The organism is Parvibaculum sp. (assembly GCF_002684405.1).
Classification (GTDB): Bacteria; Pseudomonadota; Alphaproteobacteria; order Parvibaculales; family Parvibaculaceae; genus Parvibaculum.
Genome location: NZ_NYVD01000131.1, coordinates 1 through 15,424, shown reverse-complemented (window position 1 = coordinate 15,424; position 15,424 = coordinate 1). Strand labels below are relative to the sequence as shown.

Annotated in this window: 17 protein-coding genes; 16 read left to right on the top strand and 1 reads right to left on the bottom strand. The window is 60.8% G+C overall.

All coding sequences use genetic code 11. The features are described 5' to 3' along the window. Positions 1-392: helix-turn-helix transcriptional regulator (locus CMI59_RS12265; protein ID WP_293328541.1), on the bottom strand; the 392-nt coding region annotated here is incomplete at its 3' end. A 332-nt stretch (positions 393-724) separates the two neighbouring features. On the opposite strand from CMI59_RS12265, the gene CMI59_RS12260 reads away from it, so the two are divergent. From CMI59_RS12260 to CMI59_RS12185, 16 genes are all read left to right on the top strand, one after another. Then, positions 725-1,171, top strand: a complete 447-nt coding sequence (locus CMI59_RS12260; RefSeq protein ID WP_293328540.1) for an excinuclease ATPase subunit — start codon at positions 725-727, stop codon at positions 1,169-1,171. Positions 1,172-1,247: 76 nt separating this feature from the next. Beyond that, complete coding sequence (locus CMI59_RS12255) at positions 1,248-2,006, top strand: beta-ketoacyl synthase chain length factor (protein ID WP_293328539.1); 759 nt, start codon at positions 1,248-1,250, stop codon at positions 2,004-2,006. Beyond that, complete coding sequence (locus CMI59_RS12250; protein WP_293328538.1) at positions 1,993-2,754, top strand: lysophospholipid acyltransferase family protein; 762 nt, start codon at positions 1,993-1,995, stop codon at positions 2,752-2,754. The genes CMI59_RS12255 and CMI59_RS12250 overlap by 14 nt, the downstream gene beginning before the upstream one ends. Then, complete coding sequence (locus CMI59_RS12245; RefSeq protein WP_293328537.1) at positions 2,755-3,030, top strand: phosphopantetheine-binding protein; 276 nt, start codon at positions 2,755-2,757, stop codon at positions 3,028-3,030. Beyond that, positions 3,027-3,278: an acyl carrier protein gene (locus tag CMI59_RS12240; RefSeq protein ID WP_293328536.1), complete on the top strand. Its 252-nt coding sequence runs from the start codon at positions 3,027-3,029 to the stop codon at positions 3,276-3,278. The genes CMI59_RS12245 and CMI59_RS12240 overlap by 4 nt, the downstream gene beginning before the upstream one ends. Further along, entirely contained in the window at positions 3,253-3,834 is a 582-nt protein-coding gene (locus tag CMI59_RS12235) for a hypothetical protein (protein WP_293328535.1), read from the top strand. The genes CMI59_RS12240 and CMI59_RS12235 overlap by 26 nt, the downstream gene beginning before the upstream one ends. Beyond that, complete coding sequence (locus tag CMI59_RS12230; RefSeq protein WP_293328534.1) at positions 3,831-5,507, top strand: AMP-binding protein; 1,677 nt, start codon at positions 3,831-3,833, stop codon at positions 5,505-5,507. Before CMI59_RS12235 ends, CMI59_RS12230 begins: the two co-directional genes overlap by 4 nt. Further along, entirely contained in the window at positions 5,507-7,231 is a 1,725-nt protein-coding gene (locus tag CMI59_RS12225; protein ID WP_293328533.1) for a glycosyltransferase family 2 protein, read from the top strand. The genes CMI59_RS12230 and CMI59_RS12225 overlap by 1 nt, the downstream gene beginning before the upstream one ends. Further along, positions 7,228-8,784 (top strand): aromatic amino acid ammonia-lyase, encoded by a 1,557-nt coding sequence (locus CMI59_RS12220; protein WP_293328532.1) that lies wholly within the window; start codon positions 7,228-7,230, stop codon positions 8,782-8,784. Before CMI59_RS12225 ends, CMI59_RS12220 begins: the two co-directional genes overlap by 4 nt. Then, positions 8,781-9,200: an acyl-CoA thioesterase gene (locus CMI59_RS12215; RefSeq protein WP_293328531.1), complete on the top strand. Its 420-nt coding sequence runs from the start codon at positions 8,781-8,783 to the stop codon at positions 9,198-9,200. The genes CMI59_RS12220 and CMI59_RS12215 overlap by 4 nt, the downstream gene beginning before the upstream one ends. A gap of 74 nt (positions 9,201-9,274) precedes the next feature. Beyond that, the gene (locus CMI59_RS12210; protein WP_293328530.1) at positions 9,275-9,751 is read left to right on the top strand and encodes a LolA-related protein; all 477 of its coding nucleotides are present in this window, start codon (positions 9,275-9,277) and stop codon (positions 9,749-9,751) included. Further along, positions 9,751-11,967 carry a hypothetical protein gene (locus tag CMI59_RS12205; protein ID WP_293328529.1) on the top strand — a complete coding sequence of 739 codons (2,217 nt, stop codon included), beginning with the start codon at positions 9,751-9,753 and terminating at the stop codon, positions 11,965-11,967. The genes CMI59_RS12210 and CMI59_RS12205 overlap by 1 nt, the downstream gene beginning before the upstream one ends. Before the next feature lie 19 nt (positions 11,968-11,986). After that, positions 11,987-13,207, top strand: a complete 1,221-nt coding sequence (locus CMI59_RS12200) for an NAD(P)/FAD-dependent oxidoreductase (protein ID WP_293328528.1) — start codon at positions 11,987-11,989, stop codon at positions 13,205-13,207. A 23-nt stretch (positions 13,208-13,230) separates the two neighbouring features. Next, on the top strand, positions 13,231-13,791 hold the full coding sequence (locus tag CMI59_RS12195; RefSeq protein WP_293328542.1) for a DUF3261 domain-containing protein: 561 nt from the start codon (positions 13,231-13,233) through the stop codon (positions 13,789-13,791). Next, positions 13,788-14,981 carry a beta-ketoacyl-ACP synthase gene (locus CMI59_RS12190; RefSeq protein WP_293328527.1) on the top strand — a complete coding sequence of 398 codons (1,194 nt, stop codon included), beginning with the start codon at positions 13,788-13,790 and terminating at the stop codon, positions 14,979-14,981. Before CMI59_RS12195 ends, CMI59_RS12190 begins: the two co-directional genes overlap by 4 nt. Positions 14,982-15,031: 50 nt before the next feature. Then, positions 15,032-15,424, top strand: a 393-nt coding sequence (locus CMI59_RS12185; RefSeq protein ID WP_293328526.1) for a hypothetical protein, incomplete at its 3' end; no start/stop codon positions are given.

Genomic DNA, 15,424 nt, shown 5'->3' with positions numbered 1-15,424 from the left:
TCTTCCCCCCGCCGCTCCCGGCCATTCTCGCCCGTTCCCATACCGGGGGTGAAAGTGGTCATGACGAGTTCCAGTGCGCCGGTAAGGTGAGGGGAGAGCAGTTCTTCGCGTGTGCCCGCCTGGCTGAGATTGATCTCGCGGCGCGCATTTCTGCGCACGACATAGTCGCGTTCGTCGGCCGGACCGTTATTGGCGCCGGAGAAGAACCAGTTGATGGACACGTCCAGCGCGCGGGCGATGGCGTCCAGCGCGTCGAGATTGATCGGGCTGACGCCGCGTTCCATCTCGCTGAGATTGCCGAGCGACCGTCCGGTCAGGTTTTTGAGGTCCGTCAGCGTCAGGCCGCGCGCCCGTCTCAGCTCGCGGATCTGTGTGCCGATAGGAACGCGCAAATCTGTCTGCTTGGTATCGGTTCCAGCGGGCGCTGTTTTGGTCCGGGGCTTTGCCAAGAATGAAAAATCCATCAAATAATTTCACTATTCTGAAAATACTTTCACAATCCCAAGGCGATGCAACCCTTTTTTGCAATGCCATTGTCCTGCCCGCGGGCATGCTCATCGTCGATATACGGCAGCGAATAGGGAGAGGGTTTGACGTCGGAATGGCTCTGCCCCTCCGTGAATGCTAGGGTCTTGGCCTATTCTTGAACTGACGTTTCGGGGGCAGGGGGAGCTTGCCGATATCCGGAACGAAGCGGGGGGCTATGTTCCATAAACTGGAAAATTTGACCGCGATCTTCGCGGTGATCGCGGTGCTTGGTATTTCAATGACGTTCGGCGGTCCGGCCAGGGCAGACGACGAGAAGCACGTCTATCCGGTGGCGGGCGCTCTGAACACGCCTGCCGCGAAGGAAAAGCTGGATGGGTCCGTCTCTTTCTATTTCGGAAACACGAAGCACCCGGCAGTGAAAACGAATTTCGGCGAAACCGTAACCAACAAGAAGACCAACGGATTCGCGAAGTCCGACCACGAAGCCTGCATGCATGTGATGCTCTCCGCGCTGATCGCCCTTCAGGAAGAAGCGAAGGCTCAGGGCGCGAATGCGGTGATCAACATCCACAGCTATTTCAAGAGAAACGATGTCTCTTATGACGATAAGTTCGAGTGCTATAGCGGGTTCTTGATGTCGGGCGTGGCGCTGAAAGGCGACATCGTGAAACTAGCCCGGTAGCAGGGTGTTATATGGCCGCTCGACGGTCGGGGCGGAGCAGCCATAGCTTGACGCTCGAGTGTGGTGCCGGAGGGGCATGACTTCCAGGACATATGTAGAAGAAGGCGAGCCTGTTCCCGTCGCTCATGTCGGGACATGGGCCGCCTTCATCCAGGAAACGGCCGAAAGCGAGCCGGAGAGGCTGGGGGTATGCGCAAACGAAGCGGATATCCCTCCCTCTTTTCGCCGGCGGCTTGGGCCTTACGGGCGCATGGCTGTCTCTTGCGGAATAGGGGTGTCGGACAGGAACTCCGACATAGTGTTCTGCTCAAGATATGGCGACGTGAATGTCGCCTACCGGCTTCTCCAGAATCTGACCGAACACACCCCGCTTTCACCGGCGGGATTTTCCATGTCGGTGCACAATGGTGTGCCGGGGGTAATGGATCTCGTGCAGAAGAACCGCGTCGGCCATACCGCGATAGCGGCGGGGGCGGAAAGCCTCTCGGCGGGTATCTGCGAAGCCTGGGCGCGAATGAACGAGGCGCCGCAGCAGCCGGTTACGCTCCTTTACGCCGACTATGCGCTCCCCTCGGCCTTCAAGGAATTTGAAACCGGCGAGGCGGAAGGGATTGCCTTTGCCCTTTCGCTTTCCATGGCAGAGGTGTCGGGCCCGGTCGGATATCTGCGCCCCGCGGTTGGCGGCGAGGCCGCGGCGGCGGCCACCGCCCCCTCTTCGGAGACATTGGCGCGCTCGCTCATCGCTATACTTCGGGCGGATGCACCGAAACGCCATATCTGGGAGACGCAAGGCCTGCGCTGGTCGTTCGGGATTGGCAGCGATGCGACGGATTGAATATGTCACGCGTCTGCTGTGCACAGGATTGTCCTTCGCCTTCTTCGGAATAGGCGGCCTCCTCCTTTCTTTGACGGCATTCCCGCTGATGAATCTCTTCGTCCGCGACAGGGCGCGGCGGGCGCACTACGCGCAGTGGTTGGTACAGAAGGCCTTTCGCCTGCATGTGCTCTTCATGACCGCTTTCGGCGTCATCAGGGTTGAGGTGCGGGGCGGTGACGCGCTGGCCTCTGACACGGGAACGCTTGTCGTGGCGAACCACCCGACGCTTATCGACGTCGTTTTGTTGATGTCGGTCATGAGACGCACGCAATGTATCGTGAAGGCGCAGCTCTGGCGTAACCCCTTCATGCGTGGGGTTATCGCGGCGGCGGGCTATATCCGCAACGATGACCAGCCGGAAAAGCTGATCGACGATTGTGCCGCCGTGCTTGCCGAGGGAAATAATCTCGTGGTGTTCCCCGAAGGCTCCCGGACCGTTCCGGGTGCGCCCGTGAAGTTTCAGCGGGGGGCGGCGAACATTGCCCTCAAGGCGCGCGCGCCGATCCGGCCGGTCACGATAAGCTGTGAACCTCCGACCCTGAAGAAGGGGCAAAAGTGGTATGAGATTCCGGCGACCAGAGCCGTTTTTACAATAGCAGTGGGCAGTTTGATTGAAATTGACAGTTTTATAGAGGATGCTAATCAATCCAAAGCTGCGCGACGCCTCAATTCGAGGTTGAGTGAAGTTCTCGTCGGGGGGAAGTAGATGGATGAGCTCGAGCGGCGGATCCGGCATTTGATTGTCGAGACGCTGAATCTGGAAGACATTGCGGCCGAGGATATCGATCCGGAAGAAGCGCTGTTCGGCGAAGGGCTGTGCCTGGACTCGATCGATGCGCTGGAAATCGGGGTCGAAATACAGAAGACGTTCGGAATCAAGGTTGATCCGCAGGACGAAAATCTCGCGGACTATTTTGCGAGTGTGAGAGAACTTGCTCGCTTTATCACGCGGCAAAAGGGGCTGCAGGAGCAAGCGATATGAGTGAGGACGAAATTCTCGAAAAGCTGAAGGAGTTCTTGGACGAACTGTTCGAGATTCCGCCCGAACAGGTGACGCTCGATGCCCAGCTTGTGGACGACCTGGATCTCGACAGCATCGACGCCGTCGACCTTGTTCTGAAGCTTCAGGAGTTCACTGGCCAGAAAGTATCTGCGGAACAGTTTCAGTCGGTTCGCAGTGTTCGTGATGTGATTGGCCAGGTTCATGAGCTTCTCGGACAAGCGGCCTGATCCCTGGGCTGCGGTTTTTGCTGTAGCGTCGCTGCTCTTTCCATTGGCCGCCGCCCTCAGCATGCGGTGGACCGGCCCCTGGCCGATCATAGCGGTGCTGATCGCCCTTTTGCTTCTTCGCACGGTATTGCCTACTAAGGTGCCCGTTCCCGTCGAGATGACGCTGTGTCTCCTTGCCGTCGCCGTTATAGAGCTTCTGGTGGCACTCATCGATGCGGAGCTCGCGGCTCGCCTCTATCCCGTTTTCATGAACCTGACCATGCTGCTCGCCTTCGGGCTTACTCTGCTCCGGCCGCCGAGCATGATCGAAAGATTCGCGCGGATAGCGGAGCCGGATCTGGATGCCCATGGTGTGCAGTACACGCGCCGCGTGACATGGGTCTGGATGGGGTTCTTCGTTCTGAACGGAAGCGTCGCGCTCTGGACGGCGTTGCAGGGGAGCCTGTTTCTCTGGGGCCTTTACAACGGTGCCGTCAGCTATGTGTTCGCAGGCATGCTTTTCGCGGGTGAGTACATCGTGCGGAAAATCGTGCGGAGCCGGAAAGAAGTTTCATGACGGTCGATCTCTGGCATTTCCTACGGCGCGGCGATAGCGATCGGATAATCGCCATGCGCGACGAGGAGGTGCTGAGCGCGGGGGATATCTGTGCGGAAGCCTCCCGTCTGAGCGTCGAGCTTGCGAATGAGCAAGGCCCGGTCTTTCTCTATTGCGAAGATACTGCAAATTTCCTGGCCGGATTTATCGCAGCCCTGGCAGCGGGCAGGGAAGTGAGATTGCCCGGTCATGCGGCGCCGGCCTATCTTGCCGAAATCGGTGCGGGCCGAGAATTGCTCACCGATCTGGAGGGCGGCCTCGGCGGAGCTGGTGTCATTGCCGTCACGCAGGCAAGTGCGGCGGATGGGGTGGCACGCATCGAGATGCCGGATGCGGCGGGGCGCGTTTGCTTCTTCACCTCGGGCACCACCGGTGAGCCCAAGCTGTGCCTTAAAACGGTCGGTCAGCTGGCCGCGGAAGTGGAGGCGCATCTGCAATTGTGGGGGGCACCTTCGGGAAAGCTTGTTTCGACCGTTTCCCATCAGCACATATACGGGCTGCTGTTCAGGCTCCTCTGGCCGCTGGCGGGGGGCACGCCCCTTCTTGCTCGGCGGCAGGAAATCTGGGAGCAGGTCGCGCATCATATGGCTGACGGCGCGTGCCTTGTCTCCAGCCCCGCGCATTTGAGCCGCATCCCCGATGGAGTGGCATTCGATCCGCCGGCCTCGCGGATTTTCTCCTCGGGCGGTCTCCTCTCCGCCGTGGCGGCGAAAGACGCAGCGGCGAAACTGGGGCAATATCCGATCGAGGTTCTGGGGAGCACCGAAACAGGCGGTGTCGCATGGCGTACGCAGGCTGAGACGCCGGCGCTCTGGACCCCGCTCCCGGCCGTGGAAGCCCGCCTTGATGACAGTGGCGCATTGGAGGTGCGTTCGCCCTATACCGGCACCGATGGATTTCTTCCCATGGGCGACCGGGCCTCGTTCGAGGAAGACGGCCGCTTTACGCTGCTGGCCCGCCTGGACCGCGTCGTGAAGATTGAAGGCAAGCGTGTTTCCCTGCCACGCGTTGAAGAAGCACTCCGCGACCTGGCGGGCATATCGGACGCTGCCGCGATCGACCTGCCCGGAAAGAGCACGACATTGGGGGCGGTCGTCAGTCTCGCGCCCGAAGCGCAGGAAGAGCTCCTTCGGCTTGGCGCCTTCAGATATTCGAGAGAGCTGCGCACGGCACTGGCCGACAGGCTGGAGCCGATGGAGCGTCCGCGCTTCTGGCGTTTCGTGACCCATATTCCGGAAAACGCGCAGGGAAAGCGTGTCGCATCGCAGCTGAGGACACTTTTTGCCGCGCCGGCAAGAGACCTCCCCATAATTCTCAGGCAGCAGGTCGGCGATGCGGAAGCGGTTTTCGAACTGGAACTCAATCCGGACCTGCGCTGGTTCGAAGGGCATTTCCCCGGCCGACCGATCCTTCCCGGTGTTGCGCAATTGCATATTGCCTCTCTGCTGGCGGAGGCTTCATGGGGGAGTACGCCGACCGGGCATGAAATGTCCCGCGTGAAATTCAGGCGCGTTATGGAACCGGGTGCGCAGGTGAGGCTGGCTCTCGCGCGGAAGGGCGATGAGAGAACGGAGTTCCGCTATCTCCAGGACGACGAAGTGGTCGCGAGCGGTTCGTTCAGGACGGGGAAGTGATGCCGTTCCGCCCCTGTGCTGTCATCCCCACCTACAATCACGTCTCGGCGCTGAATGCGATCATTGCCCGGCTTCGTGAGGAAGGGTTGCCGGTTATCGTCGTCGACGACGGGAACGCGCCGGAGGTCGCCAAGCGTATTGAAGAAATATGCGATGGAAAAGAGGGCGTGACACGTCTCAGTCATCGCAAAAACGCGGGCAAGGGCGCCGCCATTCTCACTGCGCTTGATTATGCCTCGCGCATGAACTTCACCCATATGCTTCAGGTGGATGCCGACGGGCAGCACGATCTTTCCCGAACGGCGGAGCTTATCGAGCTTGCACGGAAGCAACCGGACGCGGTTGTGACGGCTGAGCCGATCTTCGATGACACGATTCCCAAAGCGCGCCTTATCGGCCGGTGGATCACGCATTTCTGGTTTGCGGTCAACACATTGTCGCTGCGCAAGACCGACAGCATGTGCGGCTTTCGCGTCTATCCCGTCGAGACGACACTGCAAACGGTCGCCCGGGCCAATATTGCCCGGCGTATGGGATTCGATACGGAAATTCTCGTAAGGCTTCGGTGGGGGAACGTGCCGGTCGTCGTTTTGCCGGTGCGCGTCACCTATCCGGAAGGAAATTATTCCAACTTCAAGGCGTGGGACAATGTCGAGATTTCGCGGATGCATGCGAAACTCTTCTTCCTGATGCTGTGGCGTCTTCCCGTTCTGCTCGCCGCGCGCTGGTCGCGAAAGCGCGACACGTCCCGCCATTGGGCAGGCCTGGCCGAGCGCGGAAGCATGGCGGGGCTTTGGATCGCCGTTATCCTCTACCGCTTGTTCGGGCGGCGCGTATGCCTGGTGCTCCTGTCGCCCATCGTGCTGTTCTTCTTCCTCACCGGCGGCGAGCAACGGCATGCGTCCATGGGCTATCTCCGTCGGGCATGGCGGGCCGGCATGTTGCCCCGCGAACCGGGGTGGCGAACGTCGTTCAGGCATTTCATGACATTCGGCGGGGCGGCCCTCGATAAATTCGCAGCCTGGACAGGCAATATTTCGCTGCCCGACGTGGACGGCACCGAAGACCCGCATCTCTATGAGAGTGAGACGAGCGGCCGGGGGAGCTTTGTGCTGACCGGCCATCTGGGAAACCCGGAGGTGATCCGTGCGGTGGCAAGCCTGACGAACAGGTCTCGCGTCAACGTGTTGGTTCACACGACGAATGCCGTGCGCTTCAACGCAGTGATAAACAGGTTCTCCCGCTCGTCCTCCGTCCGCATGATCCAGGTCACCGAAATCGGGCCGGAAACGGCAATCCTTCTGCAAACGGCGATCGAAAACGGCGAAAGCGTTGTCATGGTGGGAGACCGCGTCCCCGTAAGCGAGGGCGGCCGCGTCAGCTGGGCGCCGTTCCTCGGCGAACCGGCGCCCTTCCCGCAGGGCCCCTACATCCTTGCCTCGATCCTTAAATGGCCGGTCTATTTCCTATTCTGCCTGCGGCACGGAAGCCGGTTCCGGATCTATTTCGAGCCGTTTGCCGAGCGCATCGTCCTGCCGCGCGGGGACCGGGAACGCGTGATCAACGCCTATGCGCGTCAATACGCTGAGCGCCTGGAGGTGTATCTTCGCAAGGCGCCGCTGCAATGGTTCAATTTCTTCGACTATTGGCGTCCCGGTGGATTGACGCCGCCGGCTGATATGCCGTCTTCCGCTGAAACCATGGAACAAGAGCTTTCGAGTTGAGCGTTCAGAAAAAGATAGTATTCGGGGCCGGGCCGCTTGCCCTGACGGATATATGGTCGGTCGCGACCGGACACGCATCGCCGGTATTGAATGGCGACGAAGCGTTCCGGGCGAGCCTTGCGCGCTCTGCCCGCCATGTCGATGCGACGCTCGCGCGCGACGGCGTGATCTACGGCGTCACGACAGGTTATGGCGATAGCTGTACGGCGGACGTGCCGGACGCGCTCGTGGCCGAATTGCCGTTGCACCTGACGCGATTTCATGGCTGCGGCACGGGACGGATGTTGACGGCGGGGGAAACGAGGGCCGTCATGGCCGCCCGTCTCTCTTCGCTCGTGCATGGATGGTCCGGCGTCAGCCTCGACCTGGTGGACCTCCTCGTCGAGATGCTCAAGCGGGATATTCTTCCGCTTATCCCTGCGGAAGGCTCCGTCGGTGCGAGCGGCGACCTGACGCCCTTGAGTTACATAGCCGGAGCCCTTGTCGGCGAACGCATGGTTCGCTTCGGGGACGAAGAGGTCCTGGCGTCCGAAGCCTTTGCGGCGGAGGGGCTGATGCCGATCGCACTGCGCCCCAAGGAAGCGCTGGCGGTAATGAACGGAACGGCGGTCATGACTGGATTGGGGGCAATCGCCTTTGAACGCAGTCGTTATCTCTCCGCGCTGACCAGCCGGCTCTCCTCGCTTGCCTGCCTGACGCTCATGGGGAATGCGGCTCATTTCGACGAGCGGCTTTTCATGGCCAAGCCGCATCCCGGTCAGATGCTGGTGGCGGCGCGCATGCGTGAGGATCTGGCGCTGTTCGCAAAACGGCATGAGCCGTCCCGTTTGCAGGACCGCTACTCGCTTCGATGCGCACCTCATGTTATCGGCGTGCTGGAGGATATGCTGCCGTCGTTTCGTGGCGTTCTGGAGACCGAACTCAACAGTGCAAACGACAATCCGCTCATCGATCCCGAAACCGGCGATGTGCTGCATGGCGGTCATTTCTACGGCGGGCATGTCGCCTTTGTAATGGACAGCCTCAAGACGTTGGTCGCTAACCTCGCCGACCTGATGGACAGGCAGATGGCGCTTCTTGTGGATACGAAGTTCAACAATGGCCTGCCGCCGAACCTGTCGGGCGCGCAGGGCGACCGCGCGCAGATCAATCATGGACTGAAGGCATTGCAGATTGCTTCCTCCGCATGGACGGCGGAAGCCCTGAAACTCACCATGCCGGCAAGCGTCTTCTCCCGGTCCACTGAGTGTCACAATCAGGACAAGGTGTCGATGGGCACCATTGCGGCGAGAGATGCGCTGCGTGTGCTGGAATTGACCGAACAGGTCGCTGCGGCGCTGACCATCGCCTGCTGCCAGGCATTGCGGATTCGACAGGATCGGGGGGAGCTTCTGCCGGAGGACATGCCGCCAGGCCTTGGCGCGTTCGTTTCGGTCGTCGGGGAGCGGGTCCCGTTCATAGATGAGGATCGGCCTTTGGATCACGTGCTGCGTGCGATGGGCGAAGATATTCAGGCACAGGCTTGGCCTCTGCTATGGGAGACGCAGGAATGAAGGCGATTGTCACCGCTACCTCGCAGATCAAGGTGCAGTTCTACGACCTCGATCCCATGAACATCGTCTGGCACGGCAATTACGCGCGGTTTTTCGAGATCGGACGCGGCGCTCTGCTGGACAAGATCGGGTACAATTATATGGCCATGAAGGAGTCGGGTTACGCATGGCCGGTTATAGATATGCATATTCGTTACTATCGGCCGCTCGAATTGCGACAGACAGCCGAAATCACCGCTGGAATAACGGAGTGGGAAAACCGCCTGAAAATTTCCTATCTCATTTCGCATATGGAAACGGGCAAAAAAATCACGAGTGGGCACACCGTTCATGTCGCACTCGATATTCAGAGCCAGGAAATGCAATGGGAAACGCCGCCGGTGCTTCGCGAAAAACTTTCGCCCTATCTGCCATAGTCTTTACCTGCCTTGCGGGCGGGCCTGTTTTCGCGCAAGCCTGCCCGCCGCCGGACGAACTCCAGGCGCATTCGGTGAAGCGGCATTTCTGGCAGGAGAAATATCTTCAGGGCATGGAAAAACCGCTGATGTCGGAAGGCGTGGTGACGGCGACCGCCGACAAGGTCGTCTGGCACATGACGGACCCGTTCGACATGGAGACCACGATTTCTCCCGAAGGTATCGTTCAATCCGTGAACGGCGGCGCGCCGGAACCGGCCGGGCAGGGGGCGGGGGCGATAGGCGCCGCGATTGCAAGCCCCATCACGGCCTTGATGCGCGGTCAATGGGATGAGTTGTCGTCGACCTTTGCGATCTCGCGCTCGACCGACCCCGATGGAGGAAACTGGATCGTCGAATTGAAGCCGCTGGATGAACGTCTCCGGAAAATTCTGGCCTCCATCTCCGTACAGGGCTGCACCGATGTGGAGCGTGTCGTGGTCCGGCAGGCAGATGGCGACATGCAGAAAATCCGGTTTGCCGACACTGCGTCGGGCGCGGGTGCGCAATAATGATCCGTGCGGGTCTGGTCCCGGCCTTGCTGGCTCTGTTGGTTTTTTTCGGGGCGGTGCTGTTCGTCGCGCAGCGCGTGCTCGAGGCGGTCGATACCGATATCCTGTCTCTCCTACCGGCCGATGCGCATGATCCCGTTCTGGCGGACGCGCTTCAGCGGGCAAGCGGTGTCGCATCTGACAGGGTGGCCTTCGTCATCGAAGGCGGTACGCCGTCGCTTCGGGCTCAGGCGGCGACAAGGCTGACGGACCTTCTGGAGGAGACCGGGCTTTTCCGTCCGTCATCGCAGGATGCGGAGGAGCTGTGGCGCTGGCTCCACACGCATCGCACCGAACTTCTCTGTAGCGCGGACAAGGCGCGCCTGGCGGACGGGCGGGGCGATGAAATGGCCGCGGATGCATTGCGGCAATGGTATGCCCCAACCGGCATCGCGGCGTCGCGCCTTTTGCAGACGGACCCGCTTCTTCTGACGAGCCGGCTCCTCGGGTGCCTCGTGCCTGCGGGCATGCGCGGGATGGCGGATGGCGATGGGAGCGTCGTTTCGGGGAGCATTACAGCATCCGTCTTCCGGCTCGATGTGCAGGACAGGATCGGCGAAGCGCTTTCCCGCTGGCGGGCCGAATATCTGTCCAAGGGTCTTCGTCTCAGCCGGGCAGGCGCCCTGTTTCACGCGACGTATGGCGCGGGAGAGGCCCGGACCGAGATCTCGATCATCGGCAGCGTGACGACGGCGGCAGTTCTTCTGCTCTACTGGCTGATATTCCGCTCGTTCCGCGCCCCGTTGATTGCAGTTGGAATGGTCATCTACTCGCTGAGTATCGGGCTTGCGGTCACCATCGCGGTGTTCGGGCATATCCATGCCATGGCGCTCGTCTTCGGCGCTGCGCTGACGGGCATGGTCATCGACTACACGACCTATTATTTGGTGACGGGGCTGGGGGATGCGGCGCCGTCGCGTGCCCGCCGCCGCGCCGCCATATGGACACCGTTGAGCCTTGGCATGCTGACATCGGTGGGAGCTTTTGCTGCCTTGCTTGTTTTTCCCATCCAGGCATTTCAGCAGATCGCCGTCCTTGGCGGCGTCGGGCTCGTATCGGCATGGGTTGCGACTTTTCTGCTGACGCCTTTGCTGGAAGGACGGCGCGTCCGAACGGGCCCGGGGGCCAGATGGGCCGACAGATATCCGGGCCGGTTTCTGGCGAGTGTTCCCTCTGCCCGACTGGTGTCGATTGCGATGGCGGGTCTCGCCATCCTTGCCATTGCGGGATATGCGCAAGGACATCTCCTAGACAATGTCCGCCAGTTCCAGGCTCCCTCGGCGAAACTCACAGCGGAGGAAGCCCGCGTCAGGGACATCACCGGCTTTCGGAGCAGCGGTCTTTTCTTTCTTGTTCGCGGCGATAGTAGGGACGACGTTGTGCGCCACGAGGAAGACCTGCTGCGCGAGGTGGCGCGCCGCGGCAAGATGCAGGATGTGACCTGGGCCGCGAGCCGCATTGCACCGTCGCAGGCGCGACGGAAAGACAATCGCGAGTTGATCGAAAAGCGCCTGATCGAGCCATACCTCGAGCCGACCCTTCGAAAACTGGGGGGCGGCAACCTGCATGCCTATGATGCGGAGGAAGAGGGTGCCGCGATGCCCGGCTTCATCGCCTCCCTGCGCGGCCGCACGGGCAATGTGTTCTGGTCGATCGTGCCGGTAGGGGGCGCAGTCCCCAAAGGGCTTGAAACCGGAGAATATTGGCAGCTGGTCGATCCGGCGGCCCGCTATTCCTCGTTGATGCGCGAATACCGTCAGCATGCGACATATGGATTGATCGCATCCATCCTGGCGACGGGCATCCTGTTGCTGCTGGCCTATCGCCGTCTAGATGCCTTGCGGATAATGCTGCCGATGGTGACTGCGGTTCTGGTGACGCCGGCGATCGGGATGCTGCTGGGCCAGCCCTTTTCGTTCTTCTCCGCCATGGGACTTTTTCTGGTCGTCGGCGCCGGGGTGGATTACGCGATCTTCCAGTGGGAGAGCCCGCGCGAGGAGGGCAGATGGACACGGGTCGGTATTGCCTTGGCCGCCCTCATGACCTGCATATCCGTCGGGCTGCTGAGCCTGAGTTCCGTTCTGCCTGTCAGGAGTTTTGGCATTACGGTCGCCATTGGCGTATTCCTGTCATTGACGCTGTCTCCGATGGTGAGAAAGCGGACGAGTAAAGTGTGATCGACCGGGGGGAAAGATCATGGATGCGGATGTCGTAATTATCGGGGCGGGCCCCTCCGGTTCGGTCGCAGCGGCCATGCTGGTTGATGCGGGGCTGGACGTGGAAGTCCTGGAGCGCGCGCATTTTCCGCGTTTCTCCATTGGCGAAAGTCTCTTGCCGCAGGCCATGGAATGGCTGGAAGAGGCCGGCTTGCTGCAGGATGTGATTGAGGCAGGCTTCCAGCACAAGAACGGCGCGACATTTCGCTATGGCGACAAGGAACAGAGTTTCGACTTCCGGAAGAAATCGGCGGAAGGTTGGGGCACGACCTATCAGGTGCGTCGCGACAGGTTCGATGCTCTGCTCGCGCAGGGCGCGGAAAGAAAAGGCGCCCGCTTCCGGTTCGGCCAGACGGTCGTCGACATGCGTCCCGATCCCGCGGCGCCGACGCTGCGTGTGCGCGACGAAGCGGGTGAGGAACGCAGTGTTACGGCGCGCTTCGTGCTCGACGCCAGCGGCTTCGGTCGCGTATTGGCCCGCCTTCTGGATCTGGAAAGGCCTTCCACCTTCCCAGGCCGTGTTTCGCTTTTTAAGCATGTCAGGGATCGGATACGGGCGGACTCATTCGACCGAAACAAGATTCTGATTTCGGTCAACCCGCACAATGCGCAGATCTGGTACTGGCTTATTCCGCTGGCCGATGGAATTTCATCGGTGGGGATTGTGGGGCGTCCCGAAGAAATTGCAGCCAATGGAGAAACGCCGGAAGAGCAGTTCGCCGCGCTTGTCGCGCAATCGGGAAGGATGTCGCATCTTCTCGAGCAGGCCGAACCTGTAAGGGAAGTGCAGGGCATTTCAGGATACTCCTGCTCTGTCTGCCGGCTTGCGGGCGATGGCTATGCCCTGTTGGGAAATGCCGGCGAGTTTCTCGATCCGGTCTTTTCCTCCGGCGTCACCATTGCGCTCAAGTCTGCCAATCTGGCCTCAAAGCTGGTTGCCCGGCAATTGGCGGGCGATACACCCGATTGGGACAGGGAGGTTGCCGAGCCGCTCGGCCGGGGGGTGGACACGTTCAGGGCATATGTAAACGGCTGGTATGATGGCAGCCTCCAACGTGTGATATTCAATCCACCGGCCGACCCGAACACGATAAAATCGATGATTACGTCGGTTCTGGCCGGCTATGCGTGGGACGAGGCAAACCCCTTTGTCCAGAAACCGGAAAAATACCTGAAATTGGTCGAGGGTCTGTGCAGCTAGGTCGTTACCTTATTTTGTTCTTGATGACGCTGCTGGTGGGATGCGCGGGGGCGTCGCGGCACACCGATCCGGTGTCCGTCGGGCCGGTTCAGAACATTGCGCCCGGCATCGCGCTGCGGCTTCCCGCCACGCCGCCTTTCGGCGCCGATGTGACGGCACAGCAGCTGGTTCAGGCCCGCTACCGGAACCGGACCGAGGTCTTTCAGGCATTGATCGAGAGCAGCTCCGGGCGTTTCACCATCGTACTCACCGTGCCGTCCGGACCGCGCATCATGCGGATTGACTGGACCGCGAACGGGATCGCTGAAAAGAGGGAAGCGATCGCACCGTCCAGCCTCTCGGCCAGAAGATTGCTGGCAGACCTCGCTCTCGTCTATGCACCGGAGAATATCCTGCGTCGAAACATCGAAGGCGCGGAGCTTGTTGCGGGCGATGACGGTGGGCGCAAGCTGGAACGGAACGGAGAGACTGTAGTCGAAGTTGAAAGGCCTCTTCACGAGCCCTGGAACGCAAGGGCGCGTCTCGTCAATCACGCATATGGCTATACGCTCGATATTCAGAGCCGGCTCATGGTGTCGCCATGAGTGGCCGTCGTGACAACGGGGAAAAAGCCGCGATCTATTTCAACGCCGCCGGCATCGCGAATGCGCTGGGCGCTGACTGGGATAACGTATCCCGCAATCTTTTCGCCGCTTCCGCGGAAGGGCTTTCGCAGCGCACGACGCTCGATGATGGTCGATCCGTGCCGGTCGGGGCGCTGGGGTTTTCTCTGCCGGAGCTTCGGGGCCCGCTGGTGCAATGGGAAAGCCGGAACAACAGGCTTGTTCTTCATTGTCTGGGGCAGATCGAAACCGAGATTGCCCTGGCCCGGGAAAAATACGGCCCGTCGCGTCTGGCTGTCGTCATCGGTACCAGTACATCGGGTATCCGGCGGAGCGAGGATGCGTTGAGCTATCGGGAGGAAACCGGCCGCTGGCCCGATGACTACCGGTTCGCCAGGCAGGAACTGGGCGACACTGCGGCGTTTGCCGCCGCTGTCATCGGCGCGGAAGGGCCGAGCTTCAGCGTCTCCACCGCATGCACCTCCGGCGCGAAGGCGCTGGCAAGCGCTGCCCGCTTGCTGAGAAGCGGGCTTTGCGATGCGGTCGTGGCGGGTGGCGTGGATACATTGTGCCGCCTGACCCTGAATGGCTTTTCTGTCCTGGATTCCGTTTCGGACGAACGCTGTAACGCCTTCAGCGTCAATCGCAAGGGGATCAATCTGGGTGAAGGGGGCGCGCTTTTCCTGTTGACCCGCGAAGAGGCGGCGCTGAGGCTGGCCGGGTATGGCGAGAGCGTGGACGCCCATCACATGAGCGCACCCGATCCCAAGGGAGGCGGGGCGAGGCTTGCCATTACGCGCGCGCTGGAAAGCGCGGGCATAACGTCATCCGATATTTCCTATGTGAACCTGCATGGCACGGCGACGCGATTGAACGATGCAATGGAGGCGCTGGTGACGAACGAAATATTCGGCCCCGACGCGCCGTGCAGCTCCACCAAGACATTGACCGGTCATTTGCTGGGTGCGGCGGGGTCCACCGAGGCCGCCTTTGTTGCCATGGCGCTGGAGAGTGGATTGGCGCCGCCCCAGATATGGGACGGGGAAAATGATCCGGCGCTGCCGAAATTGAGGCTTGTCGATGAGGTCGGTACACCGGCGGGCGGGGCCTTCATGATGAGTTGTTCCTACGCGTTCGGGGGAAACAACACCGCTTTGATACTGGCACGATGATGACGAAGAGACTGCCGCCAATAGAAGAGCTGGTCCTTCATCGGGATACGATGTTGCTGGTCGACCGCTTGGTGGACAAGACGGACACCCATGCGACCGCCGAACTTCGAATAAGCGAGAGCTCTACCTTTTTCCGGAAGGGCAAGGGTGTCCCGGCCTACGTGGGACTTGAATATATGGCGCAGACGGTAGCGGCGTTCGATGGTGCACAGCAGGTGGAAAATGCGGCCGAACCGTCCATAGGATTTCTGCTGGGCTCAAGGCGCTATCTGTCGGATCGCGACTATTTCGGATCGGGCGATCATTTGCTGGTTGACGTCGAGATGGTCTTCAATGATGGCAATATGGCGTCATTCGACTGTTCGATTAATGTGAATGGGGAGCCGGCCGTTTCCGCCACGCTCAACGTCTATCGCCCCGGACCCGGCGAATTCCCGCCTATG